This is a genomic window from Streptomyces sp. NPDC005955 (genome assembly GCF_042871255.1).
In the GTDB taxonomy this organism is placed as follows: domain Bacteria; phylum Actinomycetota; class Actinomycetes; order Streptomycetales; family Streptomycetaceae; genus Streptomyces.
Genome location: NZ_JBIAIF010000013.1, coordinates 1 through 17,329, shown reverse-complemented (window position 1 = coordinate 17,329; position 17,329 = coordinate 1). Strand labels below are relative to the sequence as shown.

The window sequence follows — 17,329 nt, the reverse complement described above, 5'->3', positions numbered from 1 at the left end:
AGGGGGGCCGTCGGCATGATCCGTAGCAGCGCGGGGGTTCCGCCCTGGGTCCGTTCCTCCGCACGGGTGCTCGGGCTGCCGACCCTCTGGGGGGCGATCGCCGTCACCTACAAGCTCGTCTGCCCCCTGGCCCGGGAGGCGGGCATCGAGGCCCGGCTCGTCAACGGCGCGGTGTTCTTCGCGGTGGGCACCGGGTTCGTCGTCCACGTCCGCAGCGTGGTGCAGCGGGAGGTCCAACAGGCCCTGCGGGTCGCCCGTGCCGCGCAGAACGCCCTGCTGCGCCCCCTCCCGGCACGGATCGACGGCCTCGCCCTCGCCGGTGGACGGCTCTCGGTGGAGCGCGACGCGTGCGTCGGCGGCGACCTGTACGACGTCCTCGCCACCGAGCACGGGGTGCGGATCGTCATGGGCGACGTACGGGGACACGGCCTCGCCGCCCTGTCGACGGTCGCCGCGGTCCTCGGGAGCTTCCGCGAGGCGGGGCACGACGAGCCCGAACTCGCCGGGGTCGTCCGTCGGCTGGACCGCGCCCTCGCCCGTCATCTGGACGACCGCGCCCGGCTCGACCCCGCGCCGGACGGCCCGGTCGCCGAGGAGTTCGTCAGCCTGCTGGTCGTGGAGATCGACCCGGCCGGCGAGGTCGTCGCCGTCAACTGCGGCCATCCCTGGCCCTACCGGCTGCGTGCCCTCGCCGGTGCGCGGGGGGCCCGGGGGCGGGCGTTCCCCGTCACCGAGGTCGATCCGCTGCCGCCGCTGGGGCTCTTCCCGCTGCCCGCCGAACTGCCGTTGGTGCGCTGCGGGCGGCTGTTGTCCGGCGAGGCGCTGTTCCTGCACACCGACGGGGCGGCGGACGCCCGGGACCGGCGCGGTCGTTTCTTCCCGCTGGAGGTGGCGCTGCTGGACGCCATCCGTAGCGTCCCGCTCTCCCCGGACGGGGTGGTCCGCGCCGTCTTCGGGCAGTTGGCGCGGCACGTCTCCGGGGCGCCCGCCGATGACGTGGCGCTGCTGGTCCTGCGCAACGACCGGGTGGGTGCGGGCACCCGGTCGGGCCCGCCGTCGCCCCGGCCCGCCCACCGGGTCACCTGACCGCACCCGTCGGCGGTGTGCACGTCCTCCCGCCGACGACGCGCCCGGCGGGAGGCGGCGGCGCGTCAGCCGTAGGGGTAGAACCCGAAGCCGGACTTGCGGCCCAGTCGCCCCGCGTCCACCATCCGCTGGAGCAACGGCGGAGCGGCGTAGAGCGGTTCCTTGTACTCCGCGTACATCGAGTCGGCGACCGAGGCCACCGTGTCCAGGCCGATCAGGTCCGCGAGCTTGAGCGGCCCCATCGGATGGGCGCAGCCCAGCTCCATGCCGTTGTCGATGTCCTCACGGCTGGCGATGCCCGACTCGAACATCCGGATCGCGGACAGCAGGTACGGGATCAGGAGCGCGTTCACCACGAAGCCGGAGCGGTCCTGCGCCCGGATGGCGTGCTTGCCCAGCGCCTTCTCGACCATCAGTTGGGCGCGGCTGATGGTGGCCTCGGAGGTGGTGAGCGCCGGGATCAGCTCGACGAGCGCCTGCACGGGCGCCGGGTTGAAGAAGTGGATGCCGATGACCTGGTCGGGGCGCGAGGTGGCGACCGCGAGCCGCACCAGCGGGATCGAGGAGGTGTTGGAGGCGAGGATCGCGTCCGGGCGGGTCACCACCTGGTCCAGCACCTGGAAGATCTCGGTCTTGACCTGCTCGTTCTCGACGACGGCCTCGATCACCAGATCGCGGTCGGCGAAGGCGCCGAGGTCCGTGGTGAAGGTCAGCCGGGCCTCGGTGGCGGTGCGCTCCGCCTCGCTGATCTTCCCGCGTTCGACGGCCTTGGCCAGGGAGCCGTGGAGCCGGGTGCGACCGAGCTCCAGGGCTTCGCCGGTCGTCTCGGCGACCTTGACGTCCAGGCCGGCGCGGGCGAAGACCTCGGCGATGCCCGCGCCCATCTGGCCGCAGCCCACCACTCCGACGCGGGTGATGTCGGTCAGCGTGTCCGTCACTTCATCCCTTTCGTGAACTTCGTCCAGACAGGACCCGTATGGCCCAGGCGCCTGCCTTCCCCCGCACGGTACTCCGGATCCTCCCCGGACCGGGGTGTCGGGTCGGGCATGCTGGTCGGACGGGGCCGCGGACGGCACCGGTCGCCGGGCGAAGGTCGCCGCGCGCGTGGGCAGCCCACGGAAGGGCGGATGCATGGGGTTCGTGAGCCGTAGGGCGTTCACGGTCGGCACGATGACGGCGCTGACCGGGCTCGCGGTGGCTGGCGACGCGGCGGCGGGCCCCGAGGTGCCCGCGCCCGTGCCCCGGGACGCCCCCGAGACCCGGGGCATGTGGCTCGCCAGCGTCACCAACCGGGACTGGCCCTCCGCGGCGGGGCTCACGGCGCGGGAGCAGCGCGCCGAGCTGATCGACTTCCTGGACGTCGCCGTGGAGCGGCGGCTCACGGCCGTGATCCTCCAGGTCCGCCCCACCGCCGACGCCCTGTGGCCGTCACCGCACGAGCCGTGGTCGCAGTACCTCACCGGGACCCAGGGGCGCGATCCCGGCTGGGACCCCCTGGGCACCGCGGTCGAGGAGGCCCACCGCCGGGGGCTGGAGCTGCACGCCTGGTTCAACCCGTACCGCGTGGCCTTCCACACCGACCCGACCCGGCTCGCCGCCGGGCATCCCGCGCGCCGGCACCCCGACTGGGTGGTGCCGTACGGCGGCAAGCTCTACTACGACCCGGGCCTGCCCGAGGTGCGGGCCTTCGTCCGGGAGGCGATGCTCGACGCCGCTCGCCGCTACCCGATCGACGCGATGCACTGGGACGACTACTTCTACCCGTACCCGGTCGCGGGCCAGGAGTTCGACGACGACGCCGCGTTCGCGGAGCACGGCGACGGCTTCGACTCCCGGGCCGACTGGCGCAGGCACAACGTCGACCTGCTGGTCCGGGAGACCGCGGAGCGGCTGCGGGAGGTGCGGCCGGGCACCCGGCTGGGGGTCAGCCCCTTCGGGGTGTGGCGCAACGCCGCGACCGACCCGCGCGGCTCGGACACCCGGGCCGGGGTGCAGACCTACGACGACCTGTACGCGGACACCCGCACCTGGGTGCGCAAGGGCTGGATCGACTACCTGTGCCCGCAGCTGTACTGGAACATCGGCTTCGAGCCCGCCGACTACGCCGAGCTGATCGGCTGGTGGGCGCGGGTCGCCGAGGGCACGGACGTGGACCTCTACATCGGCGAGGCCCTGTACAAGGCGGGCGATCCGAAGCAGCCCGCCGCCTGGCAGGACCCCGCCGAACTCTCCCGCCACCTGACGCTCGCCCGGGAGCACCCGCGCGTCGACGGACACGTCTTCTTCTCGGGCCGTGAGGTGCGCGACGACCCGTCCGGTGCCCTGGCCCGGGTGGTCGCGGACCACTACCGGACCCGGGTGCGGGGCGGGCGCCGACCGGCTCAGCGGTAGCCGTCGTCCGTCCGCCGGCGCGTCTCGTGCCGGACCACGCAGTCCGGCCCGGGGGACTTGACCGACTCGTGCCCGTTCCCGTAGCGGACGCGGTACGGCGGGCCGCCCGCGTCGCCCATCACCTCGACGATCTCCGCGACCCTGTCGTGCTGGCCCACGGTCCTGCCGTGCACCACCAGGTGGTCGCCCTTGGTTGCCCGCATCACGGTGCCCTCCTCGTACCGCCCGGGGAGCGTCGTACCCGGTGGGGCCCGTGCACCGCCCGGTCGGGCGGCCCGGACGGGCGCCGGGGCCGACGATCCGTGCCGTGTTCGTCAGTCTACGACCGGCCGCGGCCACGGGTACCGGCATCCGGGCCGCCGCCCCGGGTCCGCCGCTCAGGTCCGGGTCCGCCGCTCAGGTCCGGGCGCGTTGGGTGACCGCGATGCACACCAGGACCGCGACCGCGGTGAGCGGTGCCGTCCAGCCGAGGGGCTCGCCGAGCAGCAGCACCGACCAGCCCAGGGTCAGCAGCGGCTGGGCGAGCTGGAGCTGACTGGCGCGCGGAACGCCGATCGCCGCCATGCCCCGGTACCAGACCACCAGCCCCAGGAACTGGGAGCCGACCGCCACCCACAGCAGTCCGGCCACACCCCGCCCGGTCAGCTCCACCGGCTCGTGTGCCAGGGCGATCAGGGCGCCCGGCACGACCAGCGGCAGACACATCACCAGGGCCCAGGCGATGACCTGCCACCCCGGGAGGACCCGGGCCAACCGGCCGCCCTCGGTGTAGCCGGCGGCGCAGACCAGCAGGGCACCGAAGAGGTACGGCTCGGCGGTGCTGAGGGCGCCGCCGCTGCGGGCGACGGTGAACGCGAGCACCGCGGCGGCACCGGCACCGGCGGCGCCCCAGAACGCGGGGGAGGGGCGGCTGCCCGTGCGCACCGTCGCGAAGACCGCCGTGGTCAGCGGGAGCAGTCCGACGACGACGGCGGCGTGCGCGGTACTGGAGGTCCGGAGCGCGAGGGTGGTGAGCAGGGGGAAGCCGAGCACCGTGCCCGCCGCGACGACCGCCAGGCCCGGCCAGTACCGCCGGTCCGGTACCGGGACCCGTAGCGCGAGCAGGCAGCCGCCCGCGATCAGGGCGGCCAGCGCGCTGCGGACCGTCACCAGGGACCAGGGGCCGAAGCCCTCCAGCCCCCAGGCGGTGGCGGGGAAGGTGAGGGAGAAGGCGAGGACCCCGAGGGCAGCCAGCACGGTGCCCCCGCGCCGCGGCGACCCCGCGCCGTCGTCCCGCGTTCGATCCGGCCGTACGGACGGGCCCGGGCGTCCCGCCGCGGAGGCCGGCGCGGGGGCCGATGGAGGGGGCGACCCGGGGGCAGGGGCCGCGGGGCGCCGGGCGACCGCTATCGACTCATCGACGGTAGCGCTATCGTTAGCTCTCATGAACGAGCGTAGCAGTGTCGATGAGCTGGTCAATCTCCTGCGGGCCGAAGTGAAGCGCTACTCGTTCGATGAGAAGTTGCCGTCGAGTCGTGCGATGGTCGAGCGTTACCGGGTCAGCCCCGTCACCGTCTCGCGGGCCCTCGCTCGACTCGCGACGGAAGGGTGGGTGGTCACCCGCCCCGGCGCCGGTGCCTTCCGCGCCGGCGGCCCGGCCGCCCCGGTCGCCCCCGCCGGGGACACCTCCTGGCAGGAGGTCGCGCTCAGCGCCGACGCCACCGCCGACCCGGTGCCCCGCTCGGTGGACGCCTCCGGGGTCCTGGTCACGCTCGCCGCGCCGCCGGCCGGGGTCATCGAGTTCAACGGCGGCTATCTGCACCCCTCCCTCCAGCCGGAACGCGCCATGGCCGGGGCGCTGGCCCGCGCCGGACGCCGCCCCGGGGCGTGGACCCGTCCGCCCGTGGACGGGCTGCCGGAGCTGCGCGACTGGTTCGCCCGGGAGATCGGCGGCGCGACGACCGCGGCCGAGGTCCTCGTCACCTCCGGCGGACAGTCCGCGCTCACCACCGCCCTGCGCGCCCTGGCCCCGCCCGGCGCCCCCGTCCTCGTGGAGTCGCCCACCTACCCCGGGATGCTGGCCATCGCCCGCGCCGCCGGGCTGCGCCCGGTCCCCGTCCCCCTCGACGCGGACGGGGTGCGGCCCGAACTGCTCGCCGACGCGTTCCGGGCCACCGGGGCCCGGGTGTTCGTCTGCCAACCGCTGTTCCAGAACCCGACCGGGGCCGTGCTGTCGGCCGCCCGTCGACCCGAAGTGCTGCGCATCGCACGCCGGGCGGGCGCCTTCGTGATCGAGGACGACTTCGTGCGTCGTCTCGCCCACCAGGACCACGGCCCGCTGCCCCGGCCGCTCGCCGCCGACGACGCCGACGGCGTGGTCGTCCACGTGGACTCGCTCACCAAGTCCACCTCGCCCAGCTTCCGGATCGGGGCGCTCGCCGCCCGGGGACCCGTACTGGAACGACTGCGGGCCATCCAGGTCGTCGACACCTTCTTCGTCCCGCGCCCCCTCCAGGAAGCCGCGCTGGAACTCGTCGGATCGCCGGCCTGGCCCCGCCATCTGAAGGCCGTCGCCGAGGCGTTGCGGGTGCGGCGGGAACGGATGCGGTTGGCCCTGGCGGGCTCGCCGGCGGTGACGGGGGACGCCCACCCGCCCCGGGTGGCGCTCGGCGGGTACCAGATGTGGCTGCGGCTGCCCGACGGCACCGACGAGGCCGCCCTCACCGCTGCGGCGCTGCGCCGCGGGGTGGCCGTGGCGCCCGGCCGTCCCTACTTCTGCGCCGAGCCCCCGGCGCCGCACCTGCGACTGAGCTACGCCGGGGTCGCCGGCCCCGACGAGATCGCCGAGGGCGCCCGTCGGTTGGGCGCCGCGCGGGAGGACGTGGAGCGCGACGGCGCCCCGCACGGCTGAGCGGCGCCCCGGCGGACTCCACGGGCGGGCGGCGGTGGCCGTGGATGCCCGCCGGGTGGCGGGTGGGTGCTTCGGGCGGTCGGCGGGAAGCTGCGGGCGCCGAAGGGTGCGGAAGATTACCTTCCGTGAAGTCTTGACCTTGGCCTTGCGGGACTCCACGATCACCGCATGCAGGTTCGGGTCACGCTCATCGCCACTGCCCGCAGCTCCCCGCTGCTCGCGGAACGCTTCGACGAGGACCGGCCGCTCGACGAGGCCGGCTGGCAGGACGTACGGCTCGCCGCCCCTGCGCTCGTCGCGTTCGGGGCCGCCGAACTGCGCTACTGCTCACCGACTCCGCGCAGCCGTTCCACCGGTACCGCGCTCGGGTTCGCCCCGCTCGTCCAACCCGCCCTCAGCGACTGCGACATGGGCCGGTGGCGCGGGTGCACCCTGGCCGAGGTGGCCGGGCGGGAACCCGGGGCGTTCGACGCGTGGCTGCGCGATCCGCGCTCCGCGCCGCACGGCGGTGAGTCCTTGCTGACCTTCATCACCCGCATCGGGCACTGGCTCGACACCCGACCCGCCGATGCCGGAGTGTGCATCGTCGCCGTCGCCGAACCCGCCGTCGTGCGCGCTGCCCTGGTCTACGCGCTCCAGGCGCACCCCAGCACCTACTGGAGCATCGACGCACGCCCCCTCTCGGCGGTGACCCTGGCGGGCGGCGCCGGTCGGTGGAGCCTACGGCTCGGCGACGGCACCGCACCGTAGTCCTCAACTCCCCTCGCGCGACCCCGACCTCGGGGTCCGGTGCCGGCACCGACGGGTCGGCGTGGGCGAGCGGTCCCGCCCCGATCATCACGAACGAACTTGCGACGCGTCTTCCGAACGGCGTACGGTCCCGGCATCGCAAGGTGACGTGCGAGGGGAGGGGCGGTCCTCGTGACGGTGGTGACGGCTCCCGCCGGGACGTGGCGGGGCGAGCGGCAGGGCGAGGGCTGGACCTTCCGGGGCCTGCGGTACGCCCGCGCCGACCGGTTCGCCCCACCGGAACCCGTACCCCCGCCCGGGACGACGGTCGACGCGACCCGGTCCGGCCCCGGCGCCCCGCAGACGCCCTCCCGGCTGGCCGCCGTGATGGGCGCTCCGGCCCCCGTGCCCCCGTCCGAGGACTGCCTGCGGCTCACGATCACCACCCCCGACCCGCAGGGATCGCGGCCCGTGCTCGTCTGGTTGCCCGGCGGCGCGTACCTGACAGGCAGCGGCGAGTGGAACTTCTACGACGGCCGGCGCCTCAGCGCCGAGGGCGACCTCGTGGTCGTCACCGTCAGCTACCGGATCGGCGCCCTCGGATACCTGTACGCGCCCGGAACCAGTGACGGCAACCTCGGACTCCAGGACCAACTCGCCGCGCTGCGCTGGGTCCAGGAGAACGTCGCGGCCTTCGGCGGCGACCCCGACCGGGTCACCCTCGCCGGCCAGTCGGCCGGAGCCCACTCCATCGCCGCGCTGCTCGGCGTCCCGGACGCCGCGCGACTCTTCCACCGGGCCGTCCTCCAGAGCGCGCCCCTCGGCATGCCGTTCATCCCGCCGCACGCCGCCGAACGGACCGCCGGGACCTTCCTGGAGCACCTGGGCACCGACCCGCTGACCGCGTCCGTGGAGCAGGTCCTCACCGCCCAGGCCCGCACCGTGATCCAACTCGCCGGCCGGTTCGGCCTGAACACCGCGCCCGCCTTCGGCCCGGTGGCCGACGCCGGACCGCTGCCCGCCCCGCCCGCCTGGCACCGCGCCCTGGTGCGGCGCGCGGGCCAGGGCCTCGCCGTCCTCCTCGGCACCAACCGCGACGAGATGCGCGCCTTCCACCTGCGGCACCCGCTGTTCACCCGGGTCCGCGCCCTCCCGGTGATCGGCGACGGGCTCGCCGACCGCGCCCGACACCGGGCGCAGGAGAAGGCGTTCGACGGCCCGAACCGTCAGTTCGCGGATCTGTTGGCCTCGTCCGGCGCGGACACCTACCGCTACGTCTTCGGCCGGCTCGCCCCCGACAACCCGCTGGGCGCCTGCCACTGCGCCGAACTGCCGCTGCTCCTCGGGGACGACGCGGCCTGGCGGGACGCGCCGGTCCTGGCGGGTGCCCCGGCCGCGGCCCTGGCCGCCGCCGGAACCCGGATGCGGTCCCGGTGGTCCGCCTTCGTGCACGGCGGTGCGCCCGGCTGGCCCCGGCACACCCCGGGCGCCGGAGCGCACCCCCTGCCCTGAACGCCCGTTCCGCGTCCAGGGCAGGGGGTGCGTCACAGCGGGCCCAGCACCTCCTCGGGTGCGGCTGCCAGCTCCAGGGTTTCGAGTACGGAGAGCAGTTGCCGCTCCTCGTAGCGGAAGTGGTTCTCCATGATCGCGGCGATGCCTTCCAGGTGTTGGTCGAGCTCCTCGGGCGGTGCGGCCCGGTCGACGGCGTCACGCAGACCGCCCAGCAGGTGGGCGATCATCGAGTGGTCCTGTTCGAGCGAGCGCAGCACCGGCCGGAGCTCGGGGTGCGCTGCGGCGATGGCGGGGAACAGGGTGCGGTCCTCGCCCCGGTGGTGGCCGTCGAGAGCCGTGCAGAAGCCGTGGCAGTACAGCAGCAGTTCCCGGGTGGCGGCCTCACCGGCGGTGCCGTCGGCGACGGAGGCGCGCGTCACGGCGAGCGCTTCCCGCAGTCGTTCGTGCACCTGGCGGAGTTCTCGGCTCCAGGCGACGAGCCTGGTCGTCTCGCGCTCAGTCACGCGAGGAGAAAGGATGCGACGCGTACATCGTCGACCTCCTTCGATCCGGCGCCTCCATGCCTGACACGGTCTGCCATCGGCACGCGACGCTGCCCTCACACTACCGTGCCCGCCGTCGCTCGACGCCGCTGTCCTGGCGTGCGGGAGGACGAGCCGTGCAGCCGCACCGCTCCTGTCGCTCCGGCCACGACTTCAACTCCCTTGCCCCATAGGTAACATGAGCAGATCAACGGGAGCGGGCGGGCGACGGGGCTCCGTCCCTCCCGCCGCGGAAGGGGAAACGGTGGGGGAGCGGTCGAACGGCAGGCGGCGGACGCTGGCCTTCGCCGTTGCGGCAGCGGTACTGAGCACCGCGGGCTGGGGGGCCACGGAGTTCCTCAACAGCACCACGCCCGGGACCGGTCCGCCCGAGCCGTACGCCAGCCAGGACCCCACGGGATGCGCGGCCGACCCCGCCGGCCTGTGCGCCCACCCGAGGGAGGCGACCTGCGCCGAGGTGGTCGCCGAGCTGCGCGCACACGACCGGGAACGGGCGACGCGCCGACCGACTCCGGGACTTCTCTCGGCGGAGAGCCACGCGGTCCCCGAGCGGTGTCTCCAACAGGTCGAGGACTACCGGAACGGCTCCCGTCCCCGGCCCTGACCGGCCGGATTCCGGCGACGGCAGCGCCGCCGTGCGGGGCCGATCGTGCGGGCCTAGCCTGGGAGAGCCTTTGTCCCCGGTCAGCAGGGAGGCCCCCATGAGGTTCCCACGCAGGCACTGGCGAGGAGCGTGCATCACCGCGGCAGCGGCCGGCCTGCTGGTCGCGCCGGTGTCCTCGGGCAGTGCCTACGCCGGGGCAGCGGCTCCGGCGTACGTCGCCTCCGACACCCCTTCGCCACCGCCCACGGTGACCAGCACGGCGTTCCCCGAACTCGACGCCGCCCTCGCGGCCCGGATCGACTCCGCCGTCCGCAAGGTCATGGACGAGACGAACGTCCCGGGCGTGACCGTCGGACTGTGGGCGTCGGGCAAGGGCGACTACGTCCGGTCGTTCGGCGTCGCCGACACGTCGACGGGCGAGGCGATGAACCCCGACCTCTACACGAGGATCGGCAGCGAGACCAAGACGTTCACCGTGACCGCCCTCCTCGAACTCGTCGACCAGGGCAAGGTGGGCATCGACGACACGATCGACCGCTACGTCGACGGGGTGCCGGACGGCGACCGGATCACCCTGCGGGACCTCGCCAGCATGCGCAGCGGCCTGTTCAACTACTCCATGGACCCGGACTTCTTCAAGGCCCTGACCTCCGATCCACGGCGGCCCTTCACTCCGCAGGAACTGCTCAACTACTCGTTCCAGCACCCGCTCCAGTTCGAGCCGGGCAGCCGGTTCGAGTACTCCAACACCAACCTCATCCTGGTGGGGCTCGTGGTGGAGAAGATGGGCGGCAAGCCCCTGAACGAGTACATCCAGCAACACGTGTTGGACCCCGCGGGGCTGCGCAACACCGTCTTCCCGACGGACGCCGCCTTCCCCAGCCCGCACGCGCAGGGTTACACCGACCAGACGGCCACCGGCAAGGTCGAGAACGCCACGGACTGGGACCCCTCGTGGGGCTGGGCCGCCGGCGCGATGATCTCCAACCTGCACGATCTGCGGATCTGGGCCCCGGTGCTGGCCAACGGCACCCTGCTGACACCACAGACCCAGGCGGAGCGACTGAAGACCGCTCCGACCAGCATCCCGGGCGCCGGATACGGACTCGGCATCTTCAACGTCCAGGGCTGGATCGGCCACAACGGCTCACTGCCCGGGTACGAGTCCCTGACGATCTACCTGCCGGGACCGAAGGCGACCCTGGTGGTGCTGCTCAACACGGACATCCTGCACGACGGACAGGAACCGAGCACCCTGTTCGGCCAGGCGATCACCAGGATCGTCACCCCTGCGCACGTCTTCGACCTTCCGGTGCAGAATCCGCCCTCCTCCTCCCCGTCCGAGTCGTCCTCCCCGTCCGCGGACTCCGCGGCGTCCACCCGGTAGCACCCCACCGCCGCACACCTTCCCACCGGGCCGCCCTGCGACGCCCCGCCCCATCCGCTCCGCGCGGTGCAGCGGGCACCGCGGGGCCGCCCGTCACGGGGAGGGCGAATCGGCCATCCACCCCGCCGGCGGGCTCCGGGCGAGGCGGCCCGCGGCCCCTGGACCGACGGTCGCCCCTGATGGACACCGACGCCAACGAGAGGCGTGGGCGCGGTGTGGCGGGCCCCGTGGCACGGCTCGTGACCCCGCCCGGGCCTGCGAAGATCGGTCCCCGCCCGGGCGGGCAGGGGCACTTCGGCCAACTGCGCGCAGTCGTCTCGACGGTCGTCGGGGGCCGGCACATCATGAAACGATGCGGTATCTCATTTTGGGTGGAACTGCCTTCCTCGGCCGCTCGGTCGCCCGGCACGCACTCGCCGCCGGCCATGACGTCACCTGTCTCGCACGCGGTTCGTCCGGCGCCCCGGTCGCCGGTGCCCGGTTCGTCCGGGTGGACCGCGACGACCCCCACGGTCTGGACGCCGTGGAGGGGGAGTTCGACGCCGCGATGGACGTCTCCCGGCGCCCGAGCCACGTCCGTCACGCGATGCGCTCCCTCGCCGACCGCGTCGGCCACTTCACCTTCGTTTCGACCGGCTCGGTGTACTCGGACAACGAGACGCCCGGCCAGCGCGCGGACACCGCACCCGTGGTGCCCGCCGCACCACCGGAGGACGACGACCCCGGTGTGGACCCCGCCGTCTACGGTCCCTGCAAGGTGGCCTGCGAGCAGCTCGCCCGGGACGGCCTGGGCGCCGACCGGGTGTTCGTGTGCCGGGCCGGACTCGTGGTGGGACCGGACGACCCGCTGGGCCGGTTCGACTACTGGGTCGCGCGGGCCAGCACCACGGCCTCGCTGCGTTCCCTGGCCGGCGAACTCTTCGTGGTCCGGGGCGGGGAGATCCTGGTCCCCGGCGCTCCGGACGACCTCGTCCAGTTCGTCGACGTGCGCGACCTGGCCGCCTGGATCGTCGAGGCCGGCGAACGCGGGCTGAGCGGCACGTTCGACGGCGTCGGGCCGCCGATGACCTGGCACGCCTTCCTGACCGGGCTGGCCGGCGACGAGGTCACCCTGACCTACGTACCGCAGGAGTTCCTGATCGAACAGCGGGTCCGGCCGTGGGCCGGGCCGCGTTCGCTGCCGATGTGGCTGCCCCTGCCGGAGTGCGCCGGGTTCATGAGCCGGGACGTCACCCCCTCCCTGGCGGCGGGGCTGCGTCCGCGACCGCTGGCCCGGACCGCCCGCGACAGCGCCGGGTACGGCGGTGGACTCGAACACCGGGGCACGTACCCGACCGCCCTGACGACGGCCCAGGAGGGCGAGGTGCTCAGGGCCTGGCGCCAGCGGTCCTCCCCGGAACTCGCCTCCGGGGCGGCCGCCTGACACCCCGACAGGCCGCCGTGGGCACCCGGGCCGTCGTGGCAGGTCCCGGTGGGCACCCGGGCCGTCGTGGTCGGGTGCCCGCGGGCCCGTGGCCCGTCAGCCGTCGGCGATGACGCGGGGCGGGTCCGCCAGGAGCAGGGGTGCGGTCCAGGACCATGCTGACGACGTCCCCGCAGGAGCTCGCGCAGCGCTGGGTCGTGGCGGCCCAGTTGGCGCACGAACGCACGGCGCGGCGCAGGACGTGGCCGCGGTCCTCGTCGCTGCGGGCCACGATCCGCTCCGGGTCCAGACCGTAGCCGCCCTCGTCCCGGGCGTGCACGGACGGCTCCGAAGCGAAGGCGACGGCCTCCCGGGGCCTCAGGCGGCTCGCGCCCCGGCCGTCGGAAGCGGGGTCAGGGCGGCGAAGTCGAGCGGGGCGGACGGATCGATCGACACGTCCAGCGGTGCGGGTTCGGCTCCGGCGCGCACGAGCAGGTCGCCGACCGCGGCGATCATCGCGCCGTTGTCGGTGCACAGGGTGAGCGGCGGTACGCGGAGCTCGATCCCGGCGGCGGCGCAGCGCTGCTCGGCCAGGGCGCGCACCCGGGAGTTGGCCGCCACTCCGCCGACCACGACCAGCGTCTTCACCCCGTGGGCGCGGCAGGCCGCGAGCGCCTTGCGGGTCAGCACGTCCGCGACGGCCTCCTGGAGCGCGGCGGCACCGTCGGCGACCGACGGCTCCTCACCGCGGAGGCGGTGCTGCTCGACCCAGCGGGCCGCGGCCGTCTTCAGCCCGGAGAAGGAGAAGGCGTACGGGTCGTCCCCCGACCGGGTCAGCGGCCGGGGGAAGGCCACCGCCGTCGCATCGCCGTCCCGGGCCGCCCGGTCGATGGCCGGTCCCCCGGGGTAGGGCAGCCCGAGGATCCGGGCCACCTTGTCGAAGCACTCGCCGGCCGCGTCGTCACGGGTGTCGCCCAGGTGCAGGATCGGCTCCCGCACCAGGTCCCGTACGAGGAGGAGGGAGGTGTGGCCGCCGGAGACGATCAACACCACGCAGGGGTCGGGCAGCGGGCCGTGCTCCAGCGTGTCGGCGGCGACGTGCCCGGCCAGGTGGTGCACCCCGTACAACGGCACCCCGGTCGCGTAGGCCAGGGACTTGGCGCCGGCCAGGCCCACCTGGAGGGCTCCGGAGAGACCGGGCCCGGTGGTGACGGCGACCGCGTCGATCTGGCTCAGCCGCAGCCCCGCCCGGTCGAGGGCGCGCCGGACGACCGGGGTGAAGGAGTGCAGGTGTGCACGGGCCGCGATCTCCGGCACCACTCCGCCGAACCGTGCGTGCTCGTCCATGCTGGACGCGACCACGTGCGCCAGCAGCTTTCCGTCCTGCACGATCCCCGCGCCGGTCTCGTCGCACGACGACTCGATCCCCAGGACCACCGGTCCGCCCATGGCGTCACTCCTTTTGCCCTCTATCTGCACTTGCAATATATGTGCAATAGGGGGTGGGGGTGCGCACCGAGTGGGTCGGGTGGTCGGGTCGGGGCGGTCAGAGGGCGGCGAGCAGGTCGTCGAGGGGGGCCGGGACCCGGTCGGGTTCGAGGGCCTCGACGAGGACGCGGCCGTAGTGGATCTTGCGCCCCTTCTTCGTTCCGAAGAAGCGCCTGAACTGTTGTTGCGGGCTCCGGTCCCGCTGCGCCGGCTGTTGCAGGAAGGTCCGCAGGGCCCGCAGATCGCCTTCCGCCCGGACCAGCTCCTCCACCCGGGCCACGCCCAGTACCCGGATCAGCTCGTCCTCCAGGTCCGCCGCGCAGACGAAGAAGCCCTGCGGCCGGGCACCCGCGCGGGCGAAGCCGCGGGCGTAGTAGGGCTGCTCCGCCGCGTCGCACAGCCCCGTCAGCCGCAGGCCCAGACCGGGCGGGCCGAGCAGTTGGGCGTAGCGTCCGACGCTCATCGCGCCGCCGATCGACAGCACGCAGACGCCTTCGGCCGCCAGGTCCCGTCCACGGCGCCCGGCCAGCGCGTTGACCGCAGCGACATCGCTCGGCCCTTCGAGCAGCACGGCCGTCCGGACGGTGAGGCGCGCGGCCAGCTCGTGCGCCGGCTCGCCCGGGCCGCCCGCCGCCCATGCGGTGACCGCGTCCCGGAACGCCCCCGTGTCAGCCATGGGACGAGTCTCGACCCCTGCTGGCCGCGGCGCGAGGGAATTTCCGCGGGTGGGCCACCGACGGGTGCGTGGACGTGGCGGGCACCGTCACCCGACGCGCCCAGCCGGTACGGGTCAGCGGCGGGTCCGCATCCCGTACGAGCGGGCGGCGACGGTCAGCGCCAGCCCGTAGACGGCGAACGCGCCCGTACCGATCCAGGCGACCAGCAGGGCGTCGTCCGAGGAGGGGAAGTCGCCCCGCCGCATCGTCACGACGCCCGCCGTGGCCAGGGCCGAGTAGGCCGTCCCGAACACGCCGTACGGAACGAGCGTGGCGGCCCCGAGCAGGGCCGGGGCCAGCGGCAGCCAGCGCGGGACGCGACGGCCGCGCAGGGCCGGCGTCCACCGCGGGAAGACCTGCCCCCAGGGGCGGACCAGCCCCCAGAGCAGGAAGACGCCGACTGCGGCCAGCAGCACCGTGGCGTCCAGCCCCCGGGACTCCAGGGCGAGCCAGAGGTCCGAAGCGCCGTTGCGCCGGGAGGCCGCCCGCATGCGCGCACCGGACACCCCGGCGAACGTGCCCCCGGACGCCCAGACCAGCTTCATGCCCGCGTAGGGGAGGAAGGCCAGCGTGCCGGCCCAGGCGGCGAGGTGGACGGCCCCGGACGCCGCCGAGGGCGCGGGCGCGCGGGCGTCGTCGCGCGCTCGGTCCACCGGTCGGGCGGCGGTCGCGAGCAGGAGCGCCCCGGCCGCGGCCAGCACGTGGTTGGCCGCTGCCGCCCGACCGTCCACGCCCTGACCGAACAGCAGGGTGATCACGTCCATCAGCAGGCCGAAGGCGGCGAGCCCGGCCGGTGCGCACAGCGCCAGGAGCACCCCGCGGAGCGCCGGTCGCGGCCCGTACCGCAGCACCGCGGTGCCGGCCAGTGCGGTCAGCACCCCCAGGGCGACCCCCGCCCATCCCGGCCAGGAGGGTTCCGAGGCGGCCGGGCCGAGGAACAGCGGGGTCCCGCTCCCTACGCAGACCAGGGCGAAGCCGGCGTAGACCACCCCCCACAGCACGGTCGCCCGGACCGCCCGGTGCGGCTGCGCCGGCCCTCGCGCGTGCCACGGCGTGTTCGATCCCGCTGTCGATGAGGTCACGGCCCGAATCTCGCACCGCCGTCGGCCGCCCGGCATCGGCCCGCCGGGGTACGTCGAGCCCTCGCCCTCCCCCGCGGTGATGAGCCCCTGTCGCCCTCCGGGGCCACCCGACTCCGCCGCGCCGGGTGCTCGGTCCTCGGGAGCGGCGCCACGGGATCAGAGCGTGAGCACCGGCCGGGTGGTGCAGTCCTCGTGGAGGTCCTCGCCGTCCGGTCCGTACACCCACGCCGCCAGGGAGGGGTGGCGATGGGCGGTGGCCAGCGGCAACCACGCCAGCAGGTTGCCGTAGCCCCCGCACGCCGACTCACCGCCGTCCCCGCCGTGGACGGCGGTGACGTCGCTGGTCAGCTCCATGCGGTAGGTGTCGTGGGCGATGCGCAGGCCGAAGGCGTTCCGCTGTTGCTGCGGACCGGGGCGGTCCCCGTACGGGATGCGGTCGAGGGGGCAGTCGTCGCCCCACCGGAAGAGGGTGTCCGCGCCGGCTCCACAGGCGTGCTCCCACTCGTCGGAACTCGGCATCCGCAGGCCGCGGGCCGCCAGGGAAGCCGGCATGTCGGCGGGCGGCTCGGTCAGCTCCTCGTCCTCCACGGCCATGAGCACCGTCGCCAGGACGACGCTCCGGCGCGGGCTGAGCACCTGCGCCAGATGGGCCCGGAGGTCCGGGCCGTGCCCGAAGCCCTGATCCAGGCTCTCCGCGTAGTCGGCGGCCTGCGCGGGCGTCGGCCGCCAGGCGTCCGGGTCGAAACCGAGGGTCAGCGGACCACCCGGAACCAGCGCGAACTCCTGCGCCCGCCGCTCGATCCGCACGCGGTGCAGCGGGGCGCCCAGGTGCTCCACGGTCTCGACGAGGGTCACCCGGCCGTCCACCTGGTCCGCCGCCTCCTGCGCGAGACGACGTGCGGCGGGCGGTTCGAGGGACCGCCACTGGGCGAGGGTGAGGTCGGCGAGGGACATGCGCCGCAGTGTGGCACGCACCTCTGACAGGGATGATGGTCCGACTCGAACGCTCCGTCACACTGGTGTGGCCGAGATCTTTAGTTGGCGAATCATGAACTGAGACGCGCAGGTGGGGAGCGCGTGGAGAACCTTTGTTGGCAAACCATGAGAAGCATAGTTGGCGAATCATGAGCTTGAATGCTCACTGTGAGTGAGGGATGGGGTGAGCCGGTTCCTCGTCGGCGATGCCGAGCGCCTGGTGAACTCGATCCCGTAGGCGTCGGACGTTCGGGGTTGGGAAGAGGCGTCCGTTGTCAGTCCTGGGCGCTACCGTGACGTACGGAGGCGCTAGTTGCTGGTCGCAGTAAATTCTTCGGCCGCATCATGGATCGTCCGCCCGCCCTAGGCCGTTTCTTTCGGATCACCTCGCCGACCAGATGTGGATGGCGGCGAGGTGGAGTCCGGCGAAGTAGATGGTGGCGGTCTTGTCGTAGCGGGTGGCCAGGCCGCGCCATTGCTTGATCTTGTTGATGGCCCGTTCGACGGTGTTCCGCTGTTTGTAGG

The 17,329-nt window shown here is 74.2% G+C and carries 17 protein-coding genes and 1 pseudogene; 9 read left to right on the top strand and 9 right to left on the bottom strand.

Translation table 11 applies throughout. From position 1 onward, the window contains the following. The first annotated feature begins 15 nt into the window (after nucleotides 1–15). A complete protein-coding gene (locus tag ACFYOU_RS26150) occupies nucleotides 16–1,086 on the top strand; it encodes a SpoIIE family protein phosphatase (protein WP_391308930.1) in 1,071 nt (356 codons plus the stop codon). Nucleotides 1,087–1,151: 65 nt separating this feature from the next. Here the strand turns inward: ACFYOU_RS26150 and ACFYOU_RS26145 are convergent, their stop codons facing one another. Further along, a complete protein-coding gene (locus tag ACFYOU_RS26145; RefSeq protein ID WP_389765619.1) occupies nucleotides 1,152–2,012 on the bottom strand; it encodes a 3-hydroxybutyryl-CoA dehydrogenase in 861 nt (286 codons plus the stop codon). 205 nt (nucleotides 2,013–2,217) lie between these two features. On the opposite strand from ACFYOU_RS26145, the gene ACFYOU_RS26140 reads away from it, so the two are divergent. Continuing rightward, nucleotides 2,218–3,477 (top strand): family 10 glycosylhydrolase, encoded by a 1,260-nt coding sequence (locus ACFYOU_RS26140; protein ID WP_391308928.1) that lies wholly within the window; start codon nucleotides 2,218–2,220, stop codon nucleotides 3,475–3,477. On the opposite strand, the gene ACFYOU_RS26135 is transcribed toward ACFYOU_RS26140, so the two are convergent. Next, entirely contained in the window at nucleotides 3,468–3,680 is a 213-nt protein-coding gene (locus ACFYOU_RS26135) for a DUF1918 domain-containing protein (protein WP_389765483.1), read from the bottom strand. The genes ACFYOU_RS26140 and ACFYOU_RS26135 overlap by 10 nt on opposite strands. Before the next feature lie 193 nt (nucleotides 3,681–3,873). Then, entirely contained in the window at nucleotides 3,874–4,902 is a 1,029-nt protein-coding gene (locus tag ACFYOU_RS26130) for an EamA family transporter (RefSeq protein WP_391308926.1), read from the bottom strand. Here ACFYOU_RS26130 and ACFYOU_RS26125 point away from each other — a divergent pair. The 3 genes from ACFYOU_RS26125 (at nucleotide 4,901) to ACFYOU_RS26115 (ending at nucleotide 8,608) form a co-directional block, all read left to right on the top strand. Further along, nucleotides 4,901–6,367 carry an aminotransferase class I/II-fold pyridoxal phosphate-dependent enzyme gene (locus ACFYOU_RS26125; protein ID WP_391308924.1) on the top strand — a complete coding sequence of 489 codons (1,467 nt, stop codon included), beginning with the start codon at nucleotides 4,901–4,903 and terminating at the stop codon, nucleotides 6,365–6,367. The two genes, ACFYOU_RS26130 and ACFYOU_RS26125, sit on opposite strands and share 2 nt — an antisense overlap. Before the next feature lie 168 nt (nucleotides 6,368–6,535). Then, nucleotides 6,536–7,117 carry a histidine phosphatase family protein gene (locus ACFYOU_RS26120; RefSeq protein WP_389765489.1) on the top strand — a complete coding sequence of 194 codons (582 nt, stop codon included), beginning with the start codon at nucleotides 6,536–6,538 and terminating at the stop codon, nucleotides 7,115–7,117. Nucleotides 7,118–7,288: 171 nt separating this feature from the next. Next, the gene (locus ACFYOU_RS26115; RefSeq protein ID WP_391308921.1) at nucleotides 7,289–8,608 is read left to right on the top strand and encodes a carboxylesterase family protein; all 1,320 of its coding nucleotides are present in this window, start codon (nucleotides 7,289–7,291) and stop codon (nucleotides 8,606–8,608) included. Nucleotides 8,609–8,640: 32 nt separating this feature from the next. Here ACFYOU_RS26115 and ACFYOU_RS26110 read toward each other — a convergent pair whose 3' ends face one another. Beyond that, nucleotides 8,641–9,111 carry a hemerythrin domain-containing protein gene (locus tag ACFYOU_RS26110; protein WP_391308920.1) on the bottom strand — a complete coding sequence of 157 codons (471 nt, stop codon included), beginning with the start codon at nucleotides 9,109–9,111 and terminating at the stop codon, nucleotides 8,641–8,643. A 283-nt stretch (nucleotides 9,112–9,394) separates the two neighbouring features. Here ACFYOU_RS26110 and ACFYOU_RS26105 point away from each other — a divergent pair, with 283 nt between their 5' ends. From ACFYOU_RS26105 to ACFYOU_RS26090, 4 genes are all read left to right on the top strand, one after another. Further along, the gene (locus ACFYOU_RS26105; protein ID WP_391308918.1) at nucleotides 9,395–9,754 is read left to right on the top strand and encodes a hypothetical protein; all 360 of its coding nucleotides are present in this window, start codon (nucleotides 9,395–9,397) and stop codon (nucleotides 9,752–9,754) included. Between the two features lie 97 nt (nucleotides 9,755–9,851). Then, nucleotides 9,852–11,141 carry a serine hydrolase gene (locus tag ACFYOU_RS26100; protein ID WP_391308916.1) on the top strand — a complete coding sequence of 430 codons (1,290 nt, stop codon included), beginning with the start codon at nucleotides 9,852–9,854 and terminating at the stop codon, nucleotides 11,139–11,141. Between the two features lie 352 nt (nucleotides 11,142–11,493). Continuing rightward, nucleotides 11,494–12,564 (top strand): NAD-dependent epimerase/dehydratase family protein, encoded by a 1,071-nt coding sequence (locus tag ACFYOU_RS26095; RefSeq protein ID WP_391308914.1) that lies wholly within the window; start codon nucleotides 11,494–11,496, stop codon nucleotides 12,562–12,564. A gap of 140 nt (nucleotides 12,565–12,704) precedes the next feature. Then, nucleotides 12,705–12,860 (top strand): hypothetical protein, encoded by a 156-nt coding sequence (locus ACFYOU_RS26090; RefSeq protein WP_391308912.1) that lies wholly within the window; start codon nucleotides 12,705–12,707, stop codon nucleotides 12,858–12,860. 61 nt (nucleotides 12,861–12,921) lie between these two features. Here ACFYOU_RS26090 and tsaD read toward each other — a convergent pair whose 3' ends face one another. The 5 genes and pseudogenes from tsaD to ACFYOU_RS26065 form a co-directional block, all read right to left on the bottom strand. Next, complete coding sequence (tsaD, locus tag ACFYOU_RS26085) at nucleotides 12,922–13,992, bottom strand: tRNA (adenosine(37)-N6)-threonylcarbamoyltransferase complex transferase subunit TsaD (RefSeq protein WP_389765501.1); 1,071 nt, start codon at nucleotides 13,990–13,992, stop codon at nucleotides 12,922–12,924. 97 nt (nucleotides 13,993–14,089) lie between these two features. After that, nucleotides 14,090–14,707: a TOPRIM nucleotidyl transferase/hydrolase domain-containing protein gene (locus ACFYOU_RS26080; protein WP_389765503.1), complete on the bottom strand. Its 618-nt coding sequence runs from the start codon at nucleotides 14,705–14,707 to the stop codon at nucleotides 14,090–14,092. Between the two features lie 114 nt (nucleotides 14,708–14,821). Beyond that, nucleotides 14,822–15,829 (bottom strand): hypothetical protein, encoded by a 1,008-nt coding sequence (locus ACFYOU_RS26075; protein ID WP_391308910.1) that lies wholly within the window; start codon nucleotides 15,827–15,829, stop codon nucleotides 14,822–14,824. 156 nt (nucleotides 15,830–15,985) lie between these two features. Next, nucleotides 15,986–16,783, bottom strand: coding sequence for a hypothetical protein (locus ACFYOU_RS26070; protein WP_391308908.1), 798 nt, complete (start codon nucleotides 16,781–16,783; stop codon nucleotides 15,986–15,988). Between the two features lie 403 nt (nucleotides 16,784–17,186). Continuing rightward, nucleotides 17,187–17,329, bottom strand: a pseudogene (locus ACFYOU_RS26065) (IS5/IS1182 family transposase); the annotation flags it as partial.

What these genes read in the sequence shown, in the direction of transcription:
- tsaD (WP_389765501.1), bottom strand. Translation starts at nt 13,992, where the DNA reads ATGGGCGGACCGGTGGTCCTGGGGATCGAGTCGTCGTGCGACGAGACC.
- ACFYOU_RS26135 (WP_389765483.1), bottom strand. Translation starts at nt 3,680, where the DNA reads ATGCGGGCAACCAAGGGCGACCACCTGGTGGTGCACGGCAGGACCGTG.
- ACFYOU_RS26120 (WP_389765489.1), top strand. Translation starts at nt 6,536, where the DNA reads ATGCAGGTTCGGGTCACGCTCATCGCCACTGCCCGCAGCTCCCCGCTG.
- ACFYOU_RS26070 (WP_391308908.1), bottom strand. Translation starts at nt 16,783, where the DNA reads ATGTCCCTCGCCGACCTCACCCTCGCCCAGTGGCGGTCCCTCGAACCG.
- ACFYOU_RS26140 (WP_391308928.1), top strand. Translation starts at nt 2,218, where the DNA reads ATGGGGTTCGTGAGCCGTAGGGCGTTCACGGTCGGCACGATGACGGCG.
- ACFYOU_RS26080 (WP_389765503.1), bottom strand. Translation starts at nt 14,707, where the DNA reads ATGGCTGACACGGGGGCGTTCCGGGACGCGGTCACCGCATGGGCGGCG.
- ACFYOU_RS26130 (WP_391308926.1), bottom strand. Translation starts at nt 4,902, where the DNA reads ATGAGAGCTAACGATAGCGCTACCGTCGATGAGTCGATAGCGGTCGCC.
- ACFYOU_RS26150 (WP_391308930.1), top strand. Translation starts at nt 16, where the DNA reads ATGATCCGTAGCAGCGCGGGGGTTCCGCCCTGGGTCCGTTCCTCCGCA.
- ACFYOU_RS26095 (WP_391308914.1), top strand. Translation starts at nt 11,494, where the DNA reads ATGCGGTATCTCATTTTGGGTGGAACTGCCTTCCTCGGCCGCTCGGTC.
- ACFYOU_RS26100 (WP_391308916.1), top strand. Translation starts at nt 9,852, where the DNA reads ATGAGGTTCCCACGCAGGCACTGGCGAGGAGCGTGCATCACCGCGGCA.
- ACFYOU_RS26125 (WP_391308924.1), top strand. Translation starts at nt 4,901, where the DNA reads ATGAACGAGCGTAGCAGTGTCGATGAGCTGGTCAATCTCCTGCGGGCC.